This window comes from Corynebacterium sp. KPL2895, assembly GCF_040225815.1.
GTDB classification, from domain to species: domain Bacteria; phylum Actinomycetota; class Actinomycetes; order Mycobacteriales; family Mycobacteriaceae; genus Corynebacterium; species Corynebacterium rhinophilum.
In genome coordinates this window covers 71,050-94,780 of sequence record NZ_JBEHFY010000010.1, presented here as the reverse complement: position 1 = coordinate 94,780, position 23,731 = coordinate 71,050, and the positions used below count along the sequence as shown (strand labels likewise).

Annotated in this window: 25 protein-coding genes and 2 pseudogenes; 20 read left to right on the top strand and 7 right to left on the bottom strand. The window is 60.8% G+C overall.

Translation table 11 applies throughout. From position 1 onward, the window contains the following. Nucleotides 1-114, top strand: a pseudogene (locus ABRP95_RS06275) (50S ribosomal protein L5); the annotation flags it as partial. Between the two features lie 126 nt (nt 115-240). Then, nucleotides 241-1,023, top strand: a pseudogene (locus ABRP95_RS06270) (formate/nitrite transporter family protein). Between the two features lie 55 nt (nt 1,024-1,078). Here ABRP95_RS06270 and ABRP95_RS06265 read toward each other — a convergent pair. From ABRP95_RS06265 to ABRP95_RS06255, 3 genes are read right to left on the bottom strand one after another with little or no spacing between them, the layout of a single operon-like run. Continuing rightward, nucleotides 1,079-3,547, bottom strand: a complete 2,469-nt coding sequence (locus ABRP95_RS06265; RefSeq protein ID WP_349839108.1) for a GNAT family N-acetyltransferase — start codon at nt 3,545-3,547, stop codon at nt 1,079-1,081. Next, nucleotides 3,547-4,896 (bottom strand): lysine N(6)-hydroxylase/L-ornithine N(5)-oxygenase family protein, encoded by a 1,350-nt coding sequence (locus tag ABRP95_RS06260; RefSeq protein ID WP_284770196.1) that lies wholly within the window; start codon nt 4,894-4,896, stop codon nt 3,547-3,549. Before ABRP95_RS06260 ends, ABRP95_RS06265 begins: the two co-directional genes overlap by 1 nt. 36 nt (nt 4,897-4,932) lie before the next feature. Then, entirely contained in the window at nt 4,933-6,426 is a 1,494-nt protein-coding gene (locus ABRP95_RS06255; RefSeq protein ID WP_284770195.1) for a pyridoxal phosphate-dependent decarboxylase family protein, read from the bottom strand. Between the two features lie 406 nt (nt 6,427-6,832). Between ABRP95_RS06255 and ABRP95_RS06250 the strand changes: the two genes are divergently transcribed. Beyond that, the gene (locus tag ABRP95_RS06250) at nt 6,833-7,195 is read left to right on the top strand and encodes a hypothetical protein (RefSeq protein WP_284849838.1); all 363 of its coding nucleotides are present in this window, start codon (nt 6,833-6,835) and stop codon (nt 7,193-7,195) included. 18 nt (nt 7,196-7,213) lie between these two features. Here ABRP95_RS06250 and ABRP95_RS06245 read toward each other — a convergent pair whose 3' ends face one another. After that, nucleotides 7,214-7,756, bottom strand: coding sequence for a hypothetical protein (locus ABRP95_RS06245; protein ID WP_284770194.1), 543 nt, complete (start codon nt 7,754-7,756; stop codon nt 7,214-7,216). After that, nucleotides 7,753-8,571: a formate dehydrogenase accessory sulfurtransferase FdhD gene (fdhD, locus tag ABRP95_RS06240; RefSeq protein ID WP_349839107.1), complete on the bottom strand. Its 819-nt coding sequence runs from the start codon at nt 8,569-8,571 to the stop codon at nt 7,753-7,755. Before fdhD ends, ABRP95_RS06245 begins: the two co-directional genes overlap by 4 nt. A gap of 453 nt (nt 8,572-9,024) precedes the next feature. On the opposite strand from fdhD, the gene rpsH reads away from it, so the two are divergent. Genes rpsH through rplO form a run of 6 tightly spaced genes read left to right on the top strand, consistent with a single transcriptional unit; the run spans nt 9,025 to nt 11,668 of the window. Beyond that, nucleotides 9,025-9,408, top strand: a complete 384-nt coding sequence (gene rpsH, locus ABRP95_RS06235; protein WP_005276990.1) for a 30S ribosomal protein S8 — start codon at nt 9,025-9,027, stop codon at nt 9,406-9,408. A 15-nt stretch (nt 9,409-9,423) separates the two neighbouring features. Beyond that, entirely contained in the window at nt 9,424-9,960 is a 537-nt protein-coding gene (gene rplF / locus ABRP95_RS06230; RefSeq protein ID WP_284899343.1) for a 50S ribosomal protein L6, read from the top strand. Between the two features lie 3 nt (nt 9,961-9,963). After that, nucleotides 9,964-10,365: a 50S ribosomal protein L18 gene (rplR, locus tag ABRP95_RS06225; protein ID WP_023016753.1), complete on the top strand. Its 402-nt coding sequence runs from the start codon at nt 9,964-9,966 to the stop codon at nt 10,363-10,365. A gap of 40 nt (nt 10,366-10,405) precedes the next feature. Next, nucleotides 10,406-11,029 carry a 30S ribosomal protein S5 gene (gene rpsE, locus ABRP95_RS06220; protein ID WP_005276995.1) on the top strand — a complete coding sequence of 208 codons (624 nt, stop codon included), beginning with the start codon at nt 10,406-10,408 and terminating at the stop codon, nt 11,027-11,029. Between the two features lie 3 nt (nt 11,030-11,032). Beyond that, nucleotides 11,033-11,218: a 50S ribosomal protein L30 gene (gene rpmD / locus ABRP95_RS06215; protein WP_005276997.1), complete on the top strand. Its 186-nt coding sequence runs from the start codon at nt 11,033-11,035 to the stop codon at nt 11,216-11,218. Nucleotides 11,219-11,221: 3 nt separating this feature from the next. Further along, nucleotides 11,222-11,668 (top strand): 50S ribosomal protein L15, encoded by a 447-nt coding sequence (gene rplO / locus ABRP95_RS06210; RefSeq protein ID WP_284770192.1) that lies wholly within the window; start codon nt 11,222-11,224, stop codon nt 11,666-11,668. A gap of 236 nt (nt 11,669-11,904) precedes the next feature. On the opposite strand, the gene ABRP95_RS06205 is transcribed toward rplO, so the two are convergent. Together ABRP95_RS06205 and ABRP95_RS06200 are read right to left on the bottom strand one after the other, a co-directional pair. After that, nucleotides 11,905-13,407: an FAD-binding oxidoreductase gene (locus ABRP95_RS06205; protein WP_284770191.1), complete on the bottom strand. Its 1,503-nt coding sequence runs from the start codon at nt 13,405-13,407 to the stop codon at nt 11,905-11,907. 12 nt (nt 13,408-13,419) lie between these two features. Then, a complete protein-coding gene (locus tag ABRP95_RS06200) occupies nt 13,420-14,727 on the bottom strand; it encodes a class I SAM-dependent methyltransferase (protein WP_284770190.1) in 1,308 nt (435 codons plus the stop codon). A gap of 384 nt (nt 14,728-15,111) precedes the next feature. Between ABRP95_RS06200 and secY the strand changes: the two genes are divergently transcribed. The 11 genes from secY to truA all read left to right on the top strand — a co-directional run bounded on the left by secY (nt 15,112) and on the right by truA (nt 23,707). Further along, nucleotides 15,112-16,437, top strand: a complete 1,326-nt coding sequence (gene secY / locus ABRP95_RS06195) for a preprotein translocase subunit SecY (RefSeq protein ID WP_284770189.1) — start codon at nt 15,112-15,114, stop codon at nt 16,435-16,437. Next, nucleotides 16,437-16,982, top strand: a complete 546-nt coding sequence (locus tag ABRP95_RS06190; protein ID WP_284852469.1) for an adenylate kinase — start codon at nt 16,437-16,439, stop codon at nt 16,980-16,982. The genes secY and ABRP95_RS06190 overlap by 1 nt, the downstream gene beginning before the upstream one ends. Beyond that, complete coding sequence (gene map / locus ABRP95_RS06185) at nt 16,982-17,776, top strand: type I methionyl aminopeptidase (RefSeq protein ID WP_284852470.1); 795 nt, start codon at nt 16,982-16,984, stop codon at nt 17,774-17,776. Before ABRP95_RS06190 ends, map begins: the two co-directional genes overlap by 1 nt. A 66-nt stretch (nt 17,777-17,842) precedes the next feature. Further along, nucleotides 17,843-18,634 (top strand): L,D-transpeptidase, encoded by a 792-nt coding sequence (locus ABRP95_RS06180; protein ID WP_349839106.1) that lies wholly within the window; start codon nt 17,843-17,845, stop codon nt 18,632-18,634. Between the two features lie 259 nt (nt 18,635-18,893). Continuing rightward, nucleotides 18,894-19,112, top strand: coding sequence for a translation initiation factor IF-1 (infA, locus tag ABRP95_RS06175; RefSeq protein WP_003854422.1), 219 nt, complete (start codon nt 18,894-18,896; stop codon nt 19,110-19,112). A gap of 182 nt (nt 19,113-19,294) precedes the next feature. Then, on the top strand, nt 19,295-19,663 hold the full coding sequence (rpsM, locus tag ABRP95_RS06170) for a 30S ribosomal protein S13 (RefSeq protein ID WP_005281309.1): 369 nt from the start codon (nt 19,295-19,297) through the stop codon (nt 19,661-19,663). A gap of 3 nt (nt 19,664-19,666) precedes the next feature. Then, nucleotides 19,667-20,071 (top strand): 30S ribosomal protein S11, encoded by a 405-nt coding sequence (rpsK, locus tag ABRP95_RS06165; RefSeq protein ID WP_005277076.1) that lies wholly within the window; start codon nt 19,667-19,669, stop codon nt 20,069-20,071. 21 nt (nt 20,072-20,092) lie between these two features. Then, nucleotides 20,093-20,698: a 30S ribosomal protein S4 gene (gene rpsD / locus ABRP95_RS06160; protein WP_023016758.1), complete on the top strand. Its 606-nt coding sequence runs from the start codon at nt 20,093-20,095 to the stop codon at nt 20,696-20,698. A 114-nt stretch (nt 20,699-20,812) separates the two neighbouring features. Beyond that, nucleotides 20,813-21,823, top strand: a complete 1,011-nt coding sequence (locus ABRP95_RS06155; RefSeq protein WP_349839105.1) for a DNA-directed RNA polymerase subunit alpha — start codon at nt 20,813-20,815, stop codon at nt 21,821-21,823. Nucleotides 21,824-21,890: 67 nt separating this feature from the next. Then, entirely contained in the window at nt 21,891-22,403 is a 513-nt protein-coding gene (rplQ, locus tag ABRP95_RS06150) for a 50S ribosomal protein L17 (protein ID WP_284770184.1), read from the top strand. Between the two features lie 422 nt (nt 22,404-22,825). Further along, nucleotides 22,826-23,707, top strand: a complete 882-nt coding sequence (gene truA / locus ABRP95_RS06145) for a tRNA pseudouridine(38-40) synthase TruA (protein WP_284869154.1) — start codon at nt 22,826-22,828, stop codon at nt 23,705-23,707. Nucleotides 23,708-23,731: the final 24 nt, after the last annotated feature.

Below are 23,731 nucleotides of genomic sequence, written 5' to 3'. Positions count from 1 at the left end.
GACATTGACAAGATCGATCGTCCCCGTGGTATGGACATCACCGTCGTTACCAGCGCTACCAACGACGAGGAGGGCCGCAAGCTCCTGCGCGAGCTCGGCTTCCCGTTCAAGTAAGCACTCGCTTACGGCCTTAAGCCCCAGCTTTCCGATGCCCCCTTTCGGGCACCGCAGGCTGGGGTTTTCGCATGCGTGGGGTACCATGTATGGGTCGATTTTGCTCCTCTTTCAAGGATTGTCTGCATGTCCCTCAATGAGTCCGTGGCCGCCGCGGTCACGAAGAAAACCGCTCTGCTTGACCAGTCGCCGTCGCGCTTTATCGTGCGCGCCATCCTGTGGCGTGTACCTGCTCATCGGCACGGCCTTTGCCTGCGCCGTGGCACAAGCGGTGGAAAAGAACTTCGAAGGCTTGGGCAGCGTCGCCTTCGCCTTCCTCTTCGGCCTCGGCCTGTTTGCCATCATCATCTTGGGCGCTGACCTTGCGACCGGCAACATGCTGTTCATGGTCTACGGAGCCGCCAATAAGCAGGTGACATTGGCAAAGGCATTCTGGCTCATTATCGTGACCACGGTGTTCAACCTCGTGGGTGCGGCGAACCTCGCCGCCGCGTTGGGGTCTCCGCGAAGTTCGGCAACCTGCCGGTCGATCACATCATCGTCACGCTCACCGACGCCAAGCTGGCGAAGGGGCCGGCGGGCATGCTCGTCGAGGGCATCCTGGCCAACTTCGTGGTCAACATGTCCATCGTGGGTGGCATCTTCGCCAAGGAGATCATCTCGAAGTTCATCGTCATCGTCCCGTTCATCGCGGCGTTCGTGGGCATGGGCCTCGAGCACGTCATCGCGAACTTCTGCCTAGTGTGCCTCACGTTCTTTGACGCGGGCGCGTTCCCGGAGCACTTCACGCTCGGCGCGGTGCTGACCAACTGGGTCATCGTTTGGGTGGGCAACGTCATTGGCGGCGGCTTCCTCATCGGCGGCGTGTACGCCTGGCTCAACAAGGGCCCGGAGGCATACCGCGACTAGGCTGCGGCGTAGTACGCGAGAAGGCCAACCCCGCACGAGCGGGGTTGGCCTTTACTTATCGCGCCGTCGATTCTGAAGAATGCAACGGGTTGTCCATGTCCCCGGCGTAGATGAGCGAGGACTCCTGGTCGCCCAGGTTTACCATCGATAGCGGGTTGCGCAACTGCAAGCGGTTGAGGCAGGAGTGCTTGAACTGCGACGCGAGCACCGGGAGTTTCTCTAGCGTGCCGGGGAAGCGGCGTTCGTAATCCAGCACGACTGCACGGCAGCTGAGCCAAAACTCGGTCTCAGTGAGCAATCCCTTCCGGTCGAAGAGCGCGGCGAGGTGGCGCAGCACGCCGTCGAGGACGTCGGTGTGGATAGATAGCGCGCGCTGGGCGCCGGTGAAGTCGCCGTGATCGACCTGCAGGCGCTCCAGTCCCGCAGGCACGTCCACGCGGGCGTCGACGACCGCGGCCTCTTCTCCTAGGTCCTTGAAGAACGCGCCGACGGGCGCGCCGTTGTCGAGCTCGAGGATCACGTTCTCGCTGTGCGGCATGAACACGATTCCGTACTGGGCGAGCGCGTGGAGGACTGGGACAAGGTACACGTCGAGCAGCCGGCGCAGCCATTCTTGCGGCGGCAGACCCGATTGTGCGATCCACTCGGCGGCGAGTGACTCGCCTGCCGGGTCGACGTAGAGGCAGCCCGCCAGAGTCACGGCCACGCTCGTGGCGGATAGCTGCGGCATGGGCGAGTCGCGCCACAGCGCGGAGAGCATTTTCTCACGCTCGCTTGTTGAGCCCGCGGGCAGCGGGTGGCGGTGGTAGGTGTCGCCGCGGTAGCCCACGGCGACGATTTCTTTGAGCAGACGCACGTTGCGGGCCCGGAATTCCGGATCGACATTGAGCTGTTGGGCTAACCAATCGTTGATGGCGGGCGTGGTTTCCATGTACGCCGGCGAGAGCCCGCGGACGAACCCCATGTTGCGAATGCCCACGGCCGTCTTGACATACGGCAGCGCCGGGCGCGAGTGGTTGAAGAACGTCCGCAGCGACTGCTGGGGACGGAATAGGTCGCTGCTGGTGCCGATGTACACCAGATCCCGGGAAATGAGCTGGTCAAAAAAGATCGTGGAGATGCAATTGTCCCACTGCCACGGGTGCAGCGGCAGCGGCACATAGTCATCCGGTGCGCAGCCCAATTCTGCGAGCGCCTGTTCATAGCGCGGACCGAGGTCCCCGAGCTGCTCGGCGAAGAACCCGGCTAGGTCCGCGACGTCTTCTGATGCCGCCACCACGCAGTGCTCCCGCTTGGCGGCGAGCCACACGATGTGTATGTCGGCTCCCGCCTCCGGCGCGTAGGCGCGCAGCTCGGTAAGGCTCATCCCGCCGCGCCCCGAATTCGCGAGGAACCCGGGGTGCCCCTCATACATTGCTGACTCAGCGGTCACGAGATAGTCCGCCTGGGCATTCGCACGCTCCTGGGCGCTGGCGGCGAGCTGCGGTGCGCGCAAGCTTTGCGCGGCGGGGCGCGTCGCGAGGGCGCGGGCACGGCCGACGAGGGTCGCCTGAATCTCCTCGATGTAGGTGTGCAGGAACCCCGGTTGTATGCCCAGCTGTTCTGCGGCCCCGGCGATGAGCTCGGCCAGGTGCAGCGGGGCGGCATCGGCAGCTTCGATGCTTTCGGGGACGACTTCGAGATGCGCCAGCCCGTACTGGTGGGCCGAAAAGCTCAGCTCCCGCGGCCCAAAGTGGACCGACCATCGTTCGGAGTCCGGGTGAAAGCTTGGCGTCAGCAGTCTTTCATGGCTAAATTCGCGGATGGCCTTGGCGATGAGCTGGCGCTCAGCGGTCTCGGCCGCGCACAGCGCATTCGCCACCGGCGACAGCGAGGCGCGCGCGGCAGCCGCTGAGGAATAGAAGTCTGAGGCGGTACAACGCTGCACCCGTGCCGTCTTCGTGTGCCCGCCTTGGAGCAGGCGGATCTCGTTAAGTCCCGGAACATCGAGGAAGCCGGCCTCGGCGTTCTTGCGGTGAATCGCGCCATTGGCTACGTCGGGCTCCACGAGGAGTTCGCGGAAACCCCGGCAATCGATGAGCCAGCGGATGACCGCGGCGAAAAGGCTACTGGTTAGCCCAGAAACGTGGGCACCGGCCGGCGGGGCGACGAGGAAGTGCAGTCCGCGTAGTGGCTCTTCCAGCGTCAACTCCCTGATACCAGCAGCCTCCGAGCTAGCAGCCTCGGCCAACACCGAGTCCAGCACCACGCGGCGCGGGTCGTAGTCCTCGACGATGCCCATCGGTCTGTGCGGGGCGGCAGGGTGCGGGTGCAGCTCGAGGATCCAGGCTTCTTCGTGCGGGGAGGCGCGGAGCCGGTCGTATTCGACGGCGACGTCGTTGACGCTGGCCTGTTGCATACCCCAGAATGCGCAGTGAGGATCGGTGAGCCACCCGTGGACAAGCTCGGTGTCGGCGGGGCTGAGCGGGCGAAGGCGCACCGTGCCGTGGGGAGTGAAGATGTCGTCACGTTCGGTATTGAGCATTACTGACCCCCGAAGGTCTGGAAGGCGACGGAACGCTCGATGGGATAGTACTCGCGGCCGGTGATGGCCTTGAGAATAATGGAGTTCCTCCACGGTCCCATCCCGAGGTCGGGCGCGATGAGCGAATGAAGGTGTTCCTCGGCGTTTTGGACGAAGAGCGACTGGGCGGCGTCGATGGCGAATCCGGGATCGATGGCCAGGCGCCCGGCCGTGTCGAACTGGACTTCTTCGCGTGCGGTCTCCAGGAAGCTGGGGAAGAGCGGGGCCTTGTAGCCGGTGGCGAGCACCAGCGCGTTTGTCGCGTGCGTGCGGGTTTCGCCGGTCTCGCCGTGGGTCAACGTCAGCTGGAACGGGGCGGACGCGTCTGTGTCGCACAGTGCCGCGCTCCAGCCGGCCAGGAGCGTCGAGGCGAATGGGCGCGGCAGGCCCTTCGTGATGGACAACCGGTAGTAGGTGTCGTAGATGTGATTGACGAGCTGGCCGGAGATTCCCTTGTAAAGATTGCGCTGCTCGCGGTTGAGCCGGTCGCGCGTCGCGGCGTCCAGGCCGCGGAAGAACTGCGCGTACTCGGGGCTAGTCATCTCGAGGGTGAGCTTGGTGTATTCCATGGGGAAGAAGCGCCCCGAGCGGGTGACCCAGTCCAGCCGCGTGCCCCGGTACGCGGCAGGTTCCATGAGATCGGCGTAAATCTCGGCCGCGGACTGCCCCGACCCGATGAGGGTGACGGACTCCTGGGCGAGCAACTCCTTCTTGTGCTCAAGATAGTCCGCCGAGTGCACGGCGAGCCCGGCTTCCGGCGCAGCCCGCAGCTCGCCGGGGATAAACGGCGTGGTGCCCACTCCGACCACGACGTTGCGGCTGAGCACCGTGCAGGTGCCCCGCGGCCCGTTGACGGTGACCTCCCACAGATCGTCGACGCGGCGCACCGACGTCACCGTGGAGTTCCACTCGAGCGTGCTCAGCTGCTGGGAGACCCAGGCGCAGTAATCGGAGTATTCCTCGCGCAGCGGGTTGAAATCCTCCTTGATGTAGAACTGGTGGATGCGCCCTTGCTGCTTGCAGTAGTTGAGGAAACTGTACGGGCTCGTGGGATCGGCGAGGGTGACCAGATCGGCCATGAACGGAACCTGGATCGTCGTCCCAGGAATCATCATCCCGGGGTGCCAGCAAAATTCCGCGCGCGAATCGAAGAACGCCGCGCGCAGCACGCCGCCGTCAACCAGCGGCTGGCTCAGCGCCGCCAAGCCCAGGTTGAACGGCCCGATCCCGATGCCCACCAGATCATAGGGCTTAATGCTAGATTCGGCATCAGCGACGGCGGCAGTGCGGGCGGTGGTGGAAGAAGACATGACAAACTCCTGTTTTAAGTTTCTGTGGGTCGTGGTCTAGCGCGCGGGTTGTACCGCGAGAACGCTGGGGCTCGGTTGAGCGTTGGCTTGGTCGACGGCGTTCATCTCGCGCTCGATGAGCCCGAGGATCGCGTCGATATCTGTGCCACGCAGCTGCGGATCGAGAATGGTGAACTTCCAGCACGGCGCGCCTTCGAAGGTGGTGGTCGCGATAATTACGTCGCCCCGCTCGAGCAAGCGCTGGCGGACGATCTGGACGAGGCTGGCGGGGGCATCGGCAGGCGTAAACAGCACCGTGGAAAGCTCCGGTGTGGCGCGCAGTGCAAAGCGTGGATGGGCGTCGACGCGCCGGGCGGCATCGCGGGCCGCGGCGCAGCAGGCGTCGAAGGCCTCCCCGAGGGCGTCGGCGCCGTGGGTGCGCAGCGTCATCCAGAGCTTGAGCGCGTCGAAGCGACGCGTGGTTTGGAGCGAGAAGTCCGCGAGATTGTGGTCGGTGGCGTCTTCGGGGTTGAGGTAGTCCGCGTGCCACGACACGAGGGCGCAGTCAGCGGGATCGCGCAAGAGAATCGCGCTGCAGGCCACCGGCTGGAAGTAGCCCTTGTGGAAGTCGACGGTGACGCTATCGGCTGCGTCGATGCCGCGCAGACGGTGTCGCTGCGTGGGCGAGAGCAGCAGGATACCCCCGTACGCGGCGTCGACATGCAAGTGCACCCCAGCGTGGAGGCAGACCTTGGCGATGGTCTCTAGCGGATCGATGGTGCCGCGGTCGGTTGCCCCAGCGGTGGCCACGACGGCCATCGGCGTGTAGCCGTCCGCCACGTCGGCCGCGATGCGCCGGGCGAGATCAGCCGGGTCGAGTCGGTGTGCGGCATCCGAGTCGATAGTGATGACGGCGGTATCCGCAAGCCCAAGGAGGTGGGCAGCGCGCAGCACGGAGTAGTGGGCGTGGCTGCTGGTGTAGAGGCGCAACTGGGAAAGTCCCTGCACGCCCTGGGCGCCCAGCGCCTTTTCGCGCGCAATATAGAGCGCCTGCAGGTTGGATTGCGTACCACCGGAGGTAAAGACCCCGCGGGTGCGGGAATGCGGGTCTTGCGGCCAGCGCAGCTTGCGCGCGAAGAACTCGAGGAGGTGGCCTTCGATTGCGGCGGCACTCGAGGCCTGATCCCAGCTTTCGACCGCGGTGTTAACTGTGGTGGCGAGCAGGTCCGCGCCCACGGCGGTGGCGGTGATCGGACAGTTGAGGTGGGCGATGTAGCGCGGGTGGTGGTACCACACGGCGTGGTCGAGCCAGAGTTCGCGAAGCTCAGCCAACGCGGCGTCAAATGTACCAATTGGGTGCTCGAGGTCAACGCGTGTGACGGCCGCTGCTGTCTCATGGGCGTTGCGACCGGAGCGTGGCGCGTCGCCCTCGGCGAGATACTGCGTGAGGGTGTGCTGGCTGTGGTGGATGATTGTGTTTAATGCAGTCGGATCGGCTCCTACGAAGGAATCGACGAACGGGGCCGGTCTCTCCTGACGAATTTTGTGCATGTTAGGAGACGCTAACATAAGTTAGGCTACGGTAAAAGTATCTAATGAAAAGTGGTGCTGCGCGCGGGCATGCTGCTGTTATCCGTGGTCACGGCGGGATGTGTTTGCTGCACCGGCTCGGGGAAGGGTGTGAAAGCGCTGGTCTGATGCGCAGTGCGCGGGGTCGACAGCCGAGGTCTCGGGCGTAGCAGGAGTGGCACAGGGGTGAGTGCAAAGAATGGGCGTGCGGTGCATTTTCTACGGGTTAGTTGCGGGCGCAGGGCGGGGCGAGGTCGGGGTGTAAAAACGCGTCTTTCGCTCCGGGCAAGGCTGAGGCGGGATAAATTAATTCTTGTAGACCTTTTGTGTGGCGGTGGCCATACAGCAAACCGTGTGGCCGCGAGCCAAGAGGCTTAGGCTAGAAAACATGAAGACAGCATTGCTTGTAGGTGGCGGCCTGATCGGTTTCTCGTTTGCCCAGCGCTTCGTCGACGCGGGGTGGCAGGTGCGCATGACGGACGTGCGCGCAGAACTCGCCGACGCGGCCACAGGCCCGTTCGAGTCCAACCGCTTGGGCGGCGGCCCCGAGGGCATCAAGTCGATTATCGAACATATCGCGGGAGCTTGGGACACCGAGCTTGTCGCCGGAGTGCCCGACATGTCGCATCTCGACGAGGTGTACGCGCAAGTCGATGCCGCCTACGGCAACGACGCCGAGACCTTCGAGTCCGGCACCCGCCGCCGCAATGCGCTGCTGCGCGGGTTCCTCGACGTGCGCGCTGCACACTAGCGCTTACTCGGCGCGGAGTTATTCGGGGCGCAGGATGCGCTGGGCGACCTCGACATCAGGGTTCGCCGTGCGCAGGGCGTCGAGGATGTCATCGGCCGCCAGGCGCAAATCGTCGTCCGTGAGCGGATCCAGAGCCTCGAGGATATAGAGCACGCTGGTGATCTCCGGCGTGGGCTGGACTCGGTGCTCGGGCCGGAAGCGCCGCGCGGCACTACCCGCGGCATCGCGCACGGTAGCGGTTCCTACCTCGATGCGCACTGGGCCCTCGAAGCCATCGAGGGCAAACGTCGTGATCGGCAGCTCGAAACGGCGGGCGACGGCGTTGCCGAGGGCAACCACGGGGGCATCGGAAGGCTGGGCGCCCAGCTCAAAAAGCGCGGGATCGAGCCCGGCGTTCTGCCACGCCGTGCGCCACGCGGCGACATGGGGCTGGAACGCTGACGGGGCGGCGGGGGTGTCGGCAGCCGGGGAAGTGACGTTGCGTGCGGTGATGAGCAGCGCGCGGTAGTCGGGGCGCGGGGTGTCCAGCTCGACGTTGACGAGGAAATCGATAAGGCTCATTTCAGGTCTCCCGAGTAGAGGTTGAAGCGGTCGCCGCGTGCGAAGCCGACGAGCGCCATGCCGGTTTTGCGGGCAGTGTCCACGGCGAGCGAGGAGGCTGCCGATACCGCCACGAGCTGGCCGAAGCCCGCCATCGCAGCCTTCTGCACGAGCTCGAAGCTGGCGCGCGAGCTCATCACGAGGATGAGATCGCTGGCCGGAAGCAAGCCCTCCATGAGCAGGTGGCCGATGACCTTGTCCGCGGCGTTGTGGCGGCCGACGTCTTCGCGGATGACTACCGGTTCGCCCGCGAGGGTAAACGCGCCGGCAGCGTGGATTCCGCCGGTTTTGCGGAATTCCTTCTGGGCGGCCCGTAGCTTCTCTGGCAACTGGACTACCAGCTGTGGATCTACAGGGATCTGCGGGATGGGGTAGCGCGACTGCTTTGTCATCGCCGCAATGGATGATGTACCGCATACGCCGCAGGCAGACGTCGTCGTAGTCAGGCGGAGATCGCTCAAACTCAGCGGCGTATTCTTCACCAGATCTAGGTCCAGTAGGTTATAGGTATTCATGCCTTGGGCGGTGGCACCTGAACAGTAGCGGGCTGTGGTGACATCGGAAAGCGCAGCGATATGCCCCTCGGAGTGGAGGAACCCGTGTGCCAGCTCGATATCGTGGCCTGGGGTGCGCATGGTGGTGGTGATGGTCTGTCCGCCCACGCGAATCTCAAGCGGTTCCTCGCCAGCAACGGTATCGGCGCGGGTATCAACCTGCGCGTGTTCACCCAGGCGGACCTTAGTGACAGCAAAGGTAGCATTCTTGCGGCTGGCCATTATTTCAACGCTTCCTCGTGTGGTTCGAGTTTTAATAGTTGCGCGGCTTCTTCACGCCACTGGTGGGCGGTGCGGATCGAACCATCGTTATCGGTACTCATCTAACTATTCCTCAATCATGTGGCGCTGTATTCGACAATAATGAATGTCGGGGTTCTATTTGGAAAACCGCAGGATATACCGTAGGATATTTCGGCGTGCCTGCGGTTCACCCGGTATGCACGCAAAGTTTATTGTATTTGCGTGTTGAACTGGCAAAACGCAGAGCCGAAAAAGAATTGAACATCAACTTTGTTGTAGGCCCCTCGCCGGCTACAGCGGACCGTTGTCTGAATCAAAGGGTGGCGAGCGCCTTGCGGTATTGACCGTGAGGAGCGTGAGTAGCCCGAAATCACACGGAAAACGCTTTGGTGAGCACGGGAACCGCAACGAGAAAGGTACACGGTCACTCATATGACTATGACTGATCCTATTGCCGACATGCTGTCGCGCGTGCGTAACGCAAGTAACGCACACCACGACGTCGTGTCGATGCCTACCTCCAAGTTGAAGGCAAACATTGCTGACATCTTGAAGCAGGAAGGCTACATCGCTGACTACACCGTTGAGGGCCACACTCTGTCCCTCGAGCTGAAGTACAACAACCGCGAGCGTTCCCTGTCTGGTCTGCGTCGCGTGTCTAAGCCGGGTCTGCGTGTGTATGCAAAGTCCACCGAACTGCCACAGGTCTTGGGCGGCCTGGGCGTGGCTATCATTTCCACGTCCCACGGTGTGCTGACTGACCGTCAGGCTGAGGAGAAGGGCGTAGGCGGAGAAGTTCTCGCCTACGTCTGGTAAAGGGAGGTTTGACACATGTCTCGAGTCGGTCTAGCACCGATCGCCGTACCAAACGGCGTCGAAATCAACATCAACGGCCAAGACGTTGAGGTCAAGGGTCCTAAGGGTGCCCAGAGCGTAAACGTTCCGGATCCGATCACCATCAACGTGGAAGACGGCATCTTGACCGTTTCCCGCCCTGATGATCACCGCAAGCACCGTGCACTGCACGGCCTGTCCCGCTCGCTGCTCAACAGCGCCGTCATCGGCGTGACCGAGGGCTTCACCATCAAGATGGAAATCTTTGGTGTCGGCTACCGTGTGCAGCAAAAGGGCCAGGACCTGGAATTCAGCCTGGGCTATTCCCACCCGATCCTCATCAAGGCTCCGGAGGGAATCACCTTCGCAGTGGACGGCAACACCAAGCTGTCCATTACCGGTATTGACAAGCAACTAGTCGGACAGATCGCCGCTAATATCCGTCGCCTGCGTAAGGACGATCCTTATAAGGGCAAGGGTATTCGCTACGAAGGCGAGCAGATCCGTCGCAAGGTCGGAAAGACGGGTAAGTAAGCAATGGCAAACACTGAAAACACGAAGCGCACTCCAGTCGGCAAGGACATTTCTTCTCGTCGTCGCGAAGCACGCGCACGCCGCCACTTCCGTATCCGTAAGACCCTGCGTGGCACCCCTGAGTCCCCGCGCTTGGTCCTTCACCGCTCTTCGCGCCACATGCACGTCCAGGTCATCGATGACCTGGCAGGCCACACCCTGGCTTCCGCATCCTCCATGGAAGCGGACATCCGTGCACTCGAGGGCGATAAGAAGGCAAAGGCTGCCAAGGTGGGCGAACTGATTGCTGAGCGCGCCAAGGCCGCTGGCATTGAGCAGGTCGTCTTTGACCGCGCAGGCTACAAGTACCACGGCCGCGTCGCTGCGCTGGCAGACGCCGCACGTGAAGGTGGTCTGAAGTTCTAATGATCATCGTCAACGGAAACATCAACGGAAGGATCGCGTAATGTCGGACCGTGAACAGCGTGACGGCGGACGCTCCGCCGAGAACAACAAGAACAACCGCGGCGGCAACGGCCGTCGCAACGATCGTCGTAACCAGCAGGACAACGAGCGCGATAAGTACATCGAGCGCGTTGTGACCATCAACCGCGTCTCCAAGACCGTTAAGGGTGGCCGCAACATGTCCTTCACCGCTCTCGTCGTCGTTGGTGACGGCCAGGGCCAGGTAGGCGTTGGCTACGGCAAGGCTAAGGAAGTTCCGGCTGCAATCCAGAAGGGTGCAGAAGAGGCTCGCAAGAACTTCTTCCGCGTACCTATGGTTGCCGGCACCATCACCCACCCGGTAGAGGGTCGCGACGCAGCGGGCATCGTCATGATGAAGCCTGCCGCTCCTGGTACTGGTGTCATCGCCGGCGGTGCTGCTCGTCCGGTGCTCGAATGCGCTGGCGTGCAGGACATTCTGTCGAAGTCCCTGGGCTCCGACAATGCACTCAACGTCGTCCGCGCTACCGTGGACGGCCTCAAGCAGCTGGTCCGCCCCGAAGAGGTTGCCGCACGCCGTGGCAAGTCCATCGAAGAGGTCACCCCGGCCCGTATGCTGCGCAAGCGCGCAGGTCAGGAGGCATAAACAATGGCTCTGAAGATTACACAGGTAAAGGGACTGGTGGGCACCAAGCCGAACCACCGCAAGAACATTGAGGCCCTGGGCCTCAAGCGCATCGGTCAGTCCGTTGTTAAGCAGGACACTCCGATCATTCGCGGCATGGTTCACAAGGTTCGCCACCTGGTCACCGTCGAAGAAGTGGCAGGGGAGTAAACCATGGCTGATATCATCAAGCTGCACGACCTGCGCCCAACCGCAGGAGCAAATAAGCCCAAGACCCGCGTCGGCCGCGGTGAGGCATCCAAGGGTAAGACCGCTGGTCGCGGTACCAAGGGTACCGGCGCTCGTAAGCAGGTTCCCGCTGCTTTCGAGGGTGGACAGATGCCCATCCACATGCGTCTGCCTAAGCTCAAGGGATTCAAGAACCCGAACCACGTTGAGTACCAGGTTGTTAACGTGGCTGACTTGGCTGAGAAGTTTGCCGAAGGCGGCGACATCACCGTCGCTGACATCGCTGCTGCTGGCCTCGTCCGCGCTAACCAGCCGGTCAAGGTTCTGGGCAGCGGCGACATCAACGTTAAGTTGAACGTCACCGCAGACAAGTTCTCCAAGTCCGCTGTAGAAAAGATTGAGGCTGCTGGCGGTTCCGCCAACACCAAGTAATCTGGACTAGAGAATAGCTACACCCCCTTTCCTCGCACCTAGCGTGCGGGGCGAGGGGGTGTAGTCGATCTCTGCCGCTGTCATCTCCGCCGGATAACGCGAAGACCGCGCAGGTAGCCCAGACCAATTAGTTGCCTGCGCGCGCCGTGGAATCAGCTCGAGATCGTATTCAAGATATAGAAGAAGGGTGGAACGCTCGTGAAAGCGTTCCACCCTTCAGTGATTGTGGGACCGTCTTAAGCCTCGTCCACGGTCTTTTCAAAGAGTCCGGGGAAGCGGTCGTCCGGGTCCGTTACCGCCTTGATGGCATCCGGGAGCTTTCCGCCATAGAGCTCTTCGAACCTCTCGCGGGAGTAGAAGGCCTCGGAATACAGCGACTTGTGGCCGCCCAAGTCATTGACCTTTTCTTCAATGACACGGTTGAATGCGCCATTGCCCGGGGCACTGGGATCGACGTGATCGCCATCCACGCCGGACCAGAAGCCAACGTTGACCCACGTCTTTCCGGGACGCAGCGGATAAAGCGGCCAGGGGTCCTTGGCCTCGGCGGCAATATCGCCGGTGCCCACGAGCTCGCCCACGACATCGCGCAGGCGGATGGGGCACAGCCACACAGGCTGGATATCGGAGGCTTGGAAGAACCAGTGGAGAAACTCCGGAAGGTTTTCCGGGGTGACCTCAATATCTTGCACGACGCGCTCAGCGCGCGGCTTGCCGTGCGGCTTTTTGATGAAGTTGTACTCCAACTCGTACTTGCGGTCCAAACGCACTAGCTTCCAATAGAAGGAGCTGCGGCGCAGCTCGCGCGGCCATACCTTGCGGACCTTGGGGTTTTGGGCGCCAAACGCGCGTGAGCACCAGAACCAGTCAGTATCCCAGCGCCAGATATAGTCGCGGATGGCAAGACGGTCGCGCCGCATGCCTTGGGCGTGCTGCAGGCTGCGGTAGTAGATCTTATCCCGCGTGTAATCGGAGGTAGGGCCCTCCTCATCGGTAAAGCGGGCAAAGACGAGGTAAGCCTCGTCCTCAGAAAAGACCACGCCGTCTAGCCCATCGACGGTCTCACCCTCGTGGGTGTGGTGAACGGAGACATCGGCAAGCACGCGGCTCGCCTCTTCTACCGAGTGGAAGCGCTGCTCGCGCAGCTCCACGTAGGGAGGCACGGGCTCGAGCTCAATCTTGAGGCGTACCGCGTAGCCCAAAGAACCATAGGAATTGGGAAAGAGGCGGAAGAGATCGACGTTCTCCTCGCGCGAGCAGGTAAGGATCTCGCCGGTGCCGGTGAGGATATCCATCTCGATGACGGACTCGTGCGGTAGACCGTTGCGGAAGCTGGTGGACTCCACGCCCATGCCGGTCACAGCGCCACCTAGGGTGATGGTCTTCAGCTGCGGCACTACAAACGGCATGAGGCCGTGCGCCAGGGTGGCATCGACCAAATCCTCGTAGGTACACATACCCTGCACATCGGCGGTGCGGGCGAGGGGATCGATTTCGATGACCCCGCCCAATCCGGAGACATCGAGGCCTACCTGATTCTCGCTGCGGCCGCGGAAGAGGTTAGAGGTCTTCTTGGCCAGGCGCACGCGCTTGCCAGCGGGAACCTCGCGGAAGCTGCGTAGCAGGGTGTCTACGCCTGCGCGGTGGGCATGCCAGCCCACGGGCTCGATGCGCACGGCGTCGACTGGGCGTGGTTGCAGGGCAGAAACGCGCTCGCGCAATTGGTCCAAAAGGGTCATAGTGGGCTCCTTTTAAAAGCGGCTGTCTTCCCACCACCGGCGCTCAGGCACGCCGGCGCGGGAGCCGGCCTCACCGAGCTTGATGCCCAAGAAGTGGTAGAGGTTAATGATATTGCGTTCGAAGCCCCACTCCGAGCCGGCCATGTAGATGCCGTAGAGGCGAGCGGTGGGCAGGCCGACCAGATCGCAGGCCTCCTCCCAGTTTTCCTTCAAGTTCTCGCACCATTCGTGCAGGGTGCGCATGTAATCAAAGCGCAGGGACTCGGTGTGGAAGACCTCGAAGCCATTGTCCTGCATGGCCTTGGTGACGTTGCCAGAGCCGGTGAGCTCGCCATCGGGGAAGATGTAGCGGTCAATGAACCCGCCCTTGGGCGTCTTGTGGTTATCCGGGTAGGTGATGTTGTGGTTCAACATCAGCCCGCCGACCTTGAGCTTGCTGTACATGAACTTGAAGAAGTCATCGTAGTTCTGCACGCCGATGTGCTCGATGATGCCGATGGCGGAGATGGCATCGAAGCCTTCTTCTTTGACATCGCGGTAGTCCATGAAGCGGATCTCGGCCAGATCCTGCATGCCTTCTTCTTCGATCTTCTTTTGGCCCCATTCGGCCTGCTCTTGCGACAAGGTCACGCCGATGGATTTCACGCCGCGGCGTGCAGCGTAGCGCACCATGCCGCCCCAGCCACAGCCCACATCCAGGTGGGTGTCACCTTCCTTTAGGCGCAGCTTGTCAAAGATGAGCCGGTACTTGTTTTCCTGCGCTTCCTCCAAAGTGGCATCCGGGGTGGGGAAGTAGGCGCAGGTATAAGTCATGGAATCGCCCAAGAAGAGCTCGTAGAAGTCATTGCCCACGTCGTAGTGATCAGAAATGACGTCGGCATCGCGCTCCTTGGAGTGCTTAGACAGGCCATCGTGGAGCTTACGGCGCAGCCAAGAGGCGCGCTCTACCTCAGGCACCGGCTGGATGTGGAAGGCGCCCATGGAAGCCAGCGAACGAATCACGCGCGCCATATCCTTAGCACTGGGCTTTTCGAACTTGTCATACATGGCGTGCAGGGCATTGAAGACGCCGTACGGGTGGGCAGGGTGCTCACCTTCTACAGAGATGCCATCAGTGACATAAGCGCGGGCGAATCCGACATCGCCTGGGTGGGTGGCGATATAAGCAAGTCCGCCAAGGCTATTGATGGTGACCTTGTACTCGGCATCGGCAGGGCCGGTGGCCGAGCCATCAAAAGCCTCCCAGCGGAAGGGGTTGGGACTAGGGATGAAGACGTCGATGATCTCAGCAACGGTCATCGGCGTGAATTTTTTGCTCATTCAGACTTCTTTCGCAATGTTGGGTTCACACCAATAACGACCTTGGTGTTTAGGGATCGCAAGGCCGAAATATTACGGGTAGAAAATTGCGCGGGGCAATAATTAACATGGTAAACCCCTAGTGGAATAAGCGCGAAAGAAAAGGCAATCATTGTCACATAATGCGGGTTAGATGTGGCGCGCAGATATTTGGCTGGTAGGGTTATGGGGTCAAAAGTGTTCCACCGTTCCTTTGGGACTCCTTGTCTTTACTTCTTAACGCCAAGTGAGAAAGACGCGGAGCCCTGAGGGGGCCAACGAGTGTCCACCTCCGTGTGTTGCTGCAATAAGAATCCTGAAGATTCGCGCGTGGCAGTGACAGCGGTAGGCCAGGAGGATTTTGTAGTGTCCGCCATTTTGCAGGCTTTTAAGGATGCCGACCTACGCAAGAAGATCGTCTTCACCATCGTGATGATCATTGCGTACCGCATCGGTGCACAGATCCCGTCGCCGGGTGTAGATTACGCGTCAATTGCAGGACGCCTGCGTCAGCTGACAGAAGAATCCGGAGACCTGTACTCCGTGATTAACCTGTTTTCTGGTGGCGCCTTATTGCAGCTGTCGATCTTCGCCATCGGCATCATGCCCTACATTACGGCTTCCATCATCGTGCAGCTGCTGACCGTGGTCATCCCGCGCTTTGAGCAGCTAAAGAAGGAAGGCCAGTCTGGGCAAGCGAAAATGACCCAGTACACCCGCTACCTCACGCTCGCCTTGGCGCTGCTGCAATCCTCCGGCATCGTCGCATTGGCGGATCGCGAGCAGCTGCTGGGCCAGGGCGTGCCGGTCTTGGCGGAAGACCGCAACTTCTTCACCCTGATCCTGCTTGTGGTGACGATGACCTCCGGTGCCGTCCTCGTGATGTGGATGGGTGAATTGATTACGGAAAAGGGCATTGGCAACGGCATGTCCCTGCTCATTTTCGCCGGTATTGCGACACGCCTGCCTACCGATGGCATGAACATCCTGCAAAACAACGGCGGCATGGTCTTTGCCATGGTGCTGGCCGGTCTCATTGTTCTGGTCGTCGGCATTACCTTCATCGAGCAGGGCCAGCGCCGCATTCCGGTGCAATACGCCAAGCGCATGGTGGGACGACGCCAGTACGGTGGTTCTTCCACCTACCTGCCGCTCAAGGTCAACCAGGCCGGCGTTATCCCGGTCATCTTCGCCTCCTCGCTTATTTACATGCCGGTGCTGATTACGCAGATCGTTAACTCCAGCTCCGTGCACACTCCGGATAACTGGTGGCAGCGCAACGTTATTGCGCACCTGCAGGCACCGTCGTCCTGGCAGTACATCGTCTTGTACTTCCTGCTGACCATCTTCTTCGCGTACTTCTACGTCTCGGTGCAGTACGACCCCGCCGAGCAAGCCGATAACATGAAGAAGTACGGTGGCTTCATCCCAGGCATCCGCCCGGGTCGCCCCACCGCGGAGTACCTCGGCTTTGTCATGAACCGCCTGCTGAGCGTCGGTGCCCTGTACTTGGCGTTGATCGCCATCCTGCCGAATATCCTGCTGGACCTTGGCGTTGGTCACTCTTCTGCCAACGGCACCTCCGCCTTTGGCGGTACGGCCATCTTGATTATGGTCTCCGTGGCCTTGACCACGGTCAAGCAAATTGAATCCCAACTTCTCCAATCCAACTACGAAGGACTACTAAAATAATGCGTCTTGTACTTCTCGGCCCTCCCGGTGCTGGCAAAGGCACCCAAGCAGCAATCCTGAGCGAAAAGCTCGGCGTCCCGCACATCTCCACCGGTGACCTCTTCCGCGCCAATATTGGCGAGGGCACCCCGCTGGGCGTTGAGGCGAAGTCCTATATCGATGCCGGAAAGCTCGTGCCTACCGATGTCACCGCGCGCATGGTAGAAGAGCGCCTCAGCCAAGACGACGCCAAGAATGGCTTCCTCTTGGACGGTTTCCCGCGCACCACCGAGCAGGCAGACATCCTGGAAGAGCTGTTGTCCAAGAAGGGCGAAAAGCTCGACGGCGTATTGAACTTCGAGGTTTCTGAGGACGTCGTTGTCGAGCGCATGATGGCCCGCGGCCGCGCCGACGATAATGAAGAAACCATCCGCACCCGCCTGGGCGTCTACCGCGAGGAGACCTTCCCGCTCATCGAGCACTACGGCGATGCCATCATCCCCATCAAGGCAGAAGGCTCCGTGGAAGAGATCAACGCCCGCGCCATGGAAGCGCTGGGCAAGTAATGGCTTTTCGGCGCCGCACCAAGCGTATTCCCGCCCGCACCGCAGGCGAGCTGGATGCCATGCAGGCGGCTGGCGAGATCGTCGGCAAGGCGCTGCAAGCAGTTCGCGCCGCCGCGGCGCCGGGAGTGAGCACGCTGGAGCTCGATGCGGTGGCGGAACAGACCATCCGCGAAGCCGGTGCCACCCCTACCTTTAAGGGCTACGAGGGCTTTCCGGGCTCCATTTGTTCCTCCGTTAATGATGTCATCGTGCACGGCATCCCCGATGCTAAAACAGTGCTTGCCGATGGCGACCTCCTCTCCATCGACTGCGGTGCCACGCTCGATGGGTGGGTAGGAGATAGCGCGTGGTCCTTTCCCATCGGTGAACCGGACCCGGACGTTGCGGCGTTGAACGCGGCGACCGAGTGGGTGCTCATGGAAGGACTGCAAGCGATGGTCCCGGGCAACCGCCTCACGGATGTTTCCCACGCCTTGGAGCAGGCAACCTACCGCGCCGAAGAAAAGTTTGGCGTGTCCCTCTATATCGTGGACGGTTATGGCGGCCATGGAATTGGCCGGACCATGCACGAAGAACCCTATTTGGAAAATGAGGGAAAGCCTGGCCGCGGGCCCCTCATTCAGGAAGGCTCTGTGCTAGCCATCGAACCCATGCTCACCTTGGGCACCGTCGATAGTGCGGTGCTGGAAGATGATTGGACGGTGGTCACGCTGGATGGCTCGACTGCCGCCCATTGGGAGCATACGGTAGCCGCGACGGCGGACGGCCCCCGCATTCTCACTAGGCGCTCCTGATAAACATTCCTAGAAATCGCCTCTTAAACTAGGCGATAATCCCCTGAAAGGTTTATACTCACCACTATGTCTAAATTCAGCCTCCGCAAGTTAAGTGCCACCGTTGCTGCACCAGCAGTGGCTGGTGTCATGGCATTGAGCACCATTGCCGGCGCCCCGGCAGCTTCTGCTCAGCAACTCCCTAATCTTGATCAGCTCACCGCGCATGCCCAGCAGCAGGTTGATAACTTCCAGGGCCAGACCCGTGACCAGGCATGGCAGACCCGCACTGACATCCTGGACCAGGCTGAGAAGTACGCCCCAGAATTGGCGCCGAATGTGCAGTCCGCAGTGGACAGCGCACTGGAGTTCCTTTCCCCGGGCCTCGTAGCGCAGAAGAACGAGGAAGCACGCCAAGCTCGCGAGGATGCTGAGCGTGCACACGCACAGCAGATTGCGGAAGAAAAGGCGAAGGCTGAAGAAGCGGCACGCCGTGCGGAGGAGCAGCGCCGCGCCAACGAATTCGACCGCGGCTCCTGCCCAGCAGACGCCAAGATCTGCGTCGACCTTGATGGACGCCGCACCTGGCTGCAGGAAGGCGGCGATGTTTCCTACATTTCCCCATCCATGTCCGCTGGCATGGTGGGCGAGGAAACCCCGCGCGGTACCTTCCACGTCAACCGCAAGGTGAAGGACGAAATCTCCCGCGAGTTCAACAACGCGCCGATGCCTTACTCCATCTACTTCACCAACAACGGCCACGCTTTCCACTTGGACAACACCAATGTTGACTCCAACGGTTGCGTCCACCTGCCGTACGATGCAGCGGTTCGCTACTGGAACGACGTCCAGATTGGTGACAAGGTTTACATCTACTAATTCGGTATAGTTCACCGCGTGAGTGCACCCCGCCCTCGTGCTTAGTTCCGAAAGCTGGAACCGAGTACGAGGGTATTTTTAGTATTCTGCTGCAGGTTGGGAAATTAGGAAAGTGCGTGCGGTTTGGAAATCGTGTCGCTGCAGCGTATGCTGGTTTGACGGTGTATGGCGCCAGTAGGTCTGGTTGGCTTGCACCACCGCAGTAGACAACAAACATGCAGGTGACAGGTACTTGTCTGTCACCAGAAAAGTAGAGGTTATGGCTAAGGAAGGCGCAATTGAGGTAGAGGGTCGCATCGTCGAGCCTTTGCCAAACGCAATGTTCCGTGTCGAGCTCGACAATGGGCACAAGGTTCTTGCACACATTTCCGGTAAGATGCGTCAGCACTACATCCGCATCCTCCCGGAGGATCGCGTCGTCGTAGAGCTGTCTCCTTATGACCTGACCCGCGGACGCATCGTCTACCGCTACAAGTAAACACAGTCAGCCTCCTCACCCAAGGGCGAAGCACGGCTTTGTCCTGTACACCTCAGGCTACGGTGGCCTGAGCCCGCACTGGTAAGCAACCCAAGGATTCCCGGCACGGTCCGGGCGAAGCGTTGCATGGAGCGGGACGGATGGGGAGAAAACCGCCGTAACAACCCGAAAGGACACGCCTTATGGCACGTCTAGCTGGTGTTGACCTCCCACGCAATAAGCGTATGGAGGTCGCTCTCACCTACATCTACGGCATCGGTCCAACCCGTGCCAAGGAATTGCTAGAAAAGACTGGCATTTCTCCTGACCTGCGCACCGACAACCTGGAAGATGAACAGGTTTCGGCACTGCGTGACGCAATTGAAGGTTCCTGGAAGGTAGAGGGTGACCTCCGCCGCCAGGTTCAGGCTGATATTCGTCGCAAGATTGAAATCGGAAGCTACAAGGGTCTGCGCCACCGTCGCGGTCTGCCGGTACGCGGTCAGCGTACGAAGACCAACGCGCGTACTCGTAAGGGCCCGAAGAAGACGATCGCAGGAAAGAAGAAGTAGTTCATGCCTCCAAAGACTCGTTCCGGCGCACGCCGTTCCGGCCGTCGCGTCGTCAAGAAGAATGTGGCTCTGGGCCACGCATACATCAAGTCCACCTTCAACAACACCATCGTCTCGATCACCGATCAGACCGGTGCTGTTATCTCCTGGGCATCCTCTGGCCACGTTGGCTTCAAGGGTTCCCGTAAGTCCACTCCGTTCGCTGCGCAGATGGCCGCTGAAAGCGCCGCACGCAAGGCAATGGACCACGGCATGAAGAAGGTTGACGTATTCGTTAAGGGTCCGGGCTCCGGCCGCGAGACCGCCATCCGTTCCCTGCAGGCTGCAGGCCTCGAGGTTTCCTCGATCACGGATGCAACTCCACAGCCGCACAACGGCTGCCGTCCGACCAAGCGTCGCAAGGTTTAAGGGAAGGAAAGAGGTAAGAAAATGGCTCGTTACACTGGCCCCGCTACCCGCGTATCCCGCCGTCTTCGCGTCGACTTGGTCGGCGGAGACATGGCATTCGAGCGCCGCCCGTACCCTCCGGGACAGGCTGGCCGCAACCGCATCAAGGAATCTGAGTACCTGCTGCAGCTCCAGGAGAAGCAGAAGGCAAAGTACACCTACGGTGTGCTGGAGCGTCAGTTCCGCCGCTACTACACCGAGGCTAACCGCCTCCCAGGCAAGACCGGTGACAACCTGGTCATCCTTCTGGAAACCCGCCTGGACAACGTAGTCTACCGCGCAGGTCTGGCACGCACCCGCCGCCAGGCTCGCCAGCTCGTTTCTCACGGTCACTTCACCGTGAACGGCAAGAACATCAACATCCCGTCCTACCGGGTTACGCAGTACGACATCATCGATGTCCGCCCGCGTTCCCAGAAGATGGAATGGTTCGAAGACGCTCAGGACGCTCTTATCGATGCCAACGTACCGGCATGGTTGCAGGTCGTTCCTGATACGCTGCGCATCCTCGTGCACCAGTTGCCCGAGCGCGCTCAGATCGACATTCCGCTGCAAGAGCAGCTCATCGTCGAGCTTTACTCGAAGTAAACTGTTATACCGCACGGCCCTTCAAGGCCACGCGGTCCATCAGGAATCTTCAACCTCAAGATTTTTACCCCCTCTACCGGCGTCAAATAGCGGTCGCCGAAAAGGAGAATTGCAATGCTCATTTCCCAGCGTCCTCAGCTCACCGAGGAATTCATCGACTCGTCTCGTTCGAAGTTCGTCATCGAACCGCTCGAGCCGGGCTTTGGCTACACCCTCGGTAACTCGCTGCGTCGCACCCTGCTGTCGTCCATCCCAGGCGCAGCGGTAACCTCCATCAAGATTGATGGTGTGCTCCACGAGTTCACCACCATCAACGGTGTGAAGGAAGACGTTTCCGAGATCATCTTGAACATCAAGAGCATGGTCCTGTCCTCCGACTCCGATGAGCCGGTGGTTATGTACCTGAGCAAGGAAGGCCCTGGTGATGTCACCGCGGGCGATATCCAGCCGCCGGCTGGCGTGGAGATCCACAACCCGGATCTGCACATCGCCTCGCTGAATGGCACCGCTAAGCTGGACATTGAGCTCGTCGTCGAGCGCGGCCGTGGCTACGTCCCGGCTACCGCAACCTCTGGGGAAATCGGCCGTATTCCAATCGACCAGATTTACTCCCCAGTGCTGAAGGTCTCCTACAAGGTCGAAGCTACTCGTGTTGAGCAGCGCACCGACTTTGACAAGCTGACCATCGACGTCGAAACCAAGAACTCGATTTCCGCCCGCGACGCCCTGGCTTCTGCCGGCGGCACCTTGGTCGAACTCTTCGGCCTGGCACGCGAGCTGAACAACGCAGCCGAAGGCATCGAGATTGGTCCCTCCCCGCAGGAGACCGAGTACATCGCCGCCTACGGCATGCCTATCGAGGACTTGAACTTCTCCGTTCGCTCCTACAACTGCCTGAAGCGTCAGGAAATCCACACCGTCGGCGAGCTTGCAGAATGCACCGAGTCCGACCTGCTGGATATCCGCAACTTCGGTCAGAAGTCGATTAATGAGGTAAAGATCAAGCTGGCTAACTTGAGCCTTGCTCTGAAGGACACCCCTGAGGACTTCGACCCCACCCAGCTCGAGGGCTACGACGCAGAAACCGGCGACTTCAAGGACCCGGCTGCGGACGATTCCGAGTAAAGAATCACCCTGAACTGCGGCACTCGTTGCCGCGCGCTCAACTTTTACCGCACACGAGGAGTAAACAATGCCTACCCCGAAGAAGGGTGCCCGTCTCGGTGGCTCCGCCAAGCAGCAAGCTCACATGCTGAGCAACTTGGCAGCTAGCCTGATCGAGCACGGCGCCATCAAGACCACCGATGCCAAGGCGAAGGTTCTTCGCCCGTACGTCGAAAAGATCATCACCAAGGCTAAGTCCGGCACCATCGCTGACCGCCGCGCAGTGCTGAAGCTCATCCCGCGTAAGGATGTAGTTTCCCACCTGTTCGACGAGGTCGGACCGAAGTTTGAGAACCGTGAGGGCGGCTACACCCGCACGATCAAGCTGGACAACCGCACCGGTGACAACGCCCCGATGTCCCAGATCTCCCTCGTTCTTGAGGAGACCGTGACCTCCGAGGCTAACCGCGCTACCCGCGCTGCCGCTTCCAAGGCCGCTGAAGCTGAAGAAGCTCAGGCAGACGAGGCTGCGGAGACCGAAGCTCCGGCCGAGGACACCGCTGCTGAGAACACCTCTGCTGAGGAGTCCGAGGAGAAGTAATCTCCCTCGGCCACTGAATTCGCGCAGGCCCTAACGCCCTGCGTGGATTGCAGTCCCTACTCGCAGATGTAGCGCATAATCGCCGCCTTCCCATTCTCTTTACGAAGAGACAGGGGAGGCGGCTTTTGTCGTTTTGAACTTGGAGCCTCAGGTACTTGGTCCCACCCCCCCTCGTCCCGCTCCCTCGTCCCGCTCCATCGCGCGGCTTCGCCATGCAGCGGACCACGCATCTTCCAATGCACGACGACACCTATGTACAACCTCCTACGCTCAACCTCCTATGCGCATCCTCCACTGCAATAACTGAGCAAATATGGCCTTCAGATATTGCATTTTCTGCTCAAAACGAACAGGGGAGGTGTAGCAGGAGAGGTTGCACATTTCGGGAACTCGCCGATGCCTCCGGTAGCATTAGGTCCACCATGACTGAAGCAGCAGCGATCGCAGATGAGGGACCAGCAGAAGGATTCGTTCGGCTCCGGTTAGATCTGGCCTATGACGGCACCGATTTTCACGGCTGGGCCAGGCAAAAGGGCGGACTGCGCACCGTCCAAGGCGTGCTCGAGGAGCAGCTAGCAATGATCGCTCGCACGGAGGTACCGCTGACGGTAGCTGGGCGTACGGATGCGGGCGTCCATGCTCGCGGGCAGGTGGCGCACGTGGATGTGCCGCAGGAGATGCTGGAGCAACGGTCCGTAGCAAATGATCCCGGGAAGTTGGTGCGCAGGCTTGCCAAGTTGTTGCCGGAAGACGTTCGGGTGCATGGCTGCGAGTTCGCGCCAGACAGTTTTGATGCCCGATTTTCCGCGCTGCGCAGGCATTATGTGTACCGGATAACCACTAGCCAGCGGGGTGCGTTGCCGACAAGGGCGCGCGATACGGCCGAATGGTTCAAACCGATAGATATCGATGCCATGCAGGACGCGGCCAACGTCTTGGTGGGCTTGCACGATTTTGCGGCCTTTTGCAAGGCCAAGCCAAATGCCACCACCATTCGCGAATTACAGGAATTTAGCTGGCGGGATGTATCGACGCAGGAGGAACCGCAGCTCTTTGAAGCCCGAGTGACCGCGGATGCCTTCTGCTGGTCGATGGTCCGGTCCTTAGTGGGTTGTTGCTTAAGTGTTGGGGAAGGCCGCAGGAACGTCGACTTCGCCGCGGCCTTGCTGCAGGAGACAAAGCGCTCCTCTCGCATCCCGGTGGCGCCGGCGAAGGGCCTGTCTTTAGTCCAGGTGGATTACCCGGAACCCAGCGAAATGTCCGCGCGGGCAGACGTGACGCGAGAAAAGCGCACCGTTCTGTGAGCACACGCTGCCAAGTGGCAGGGC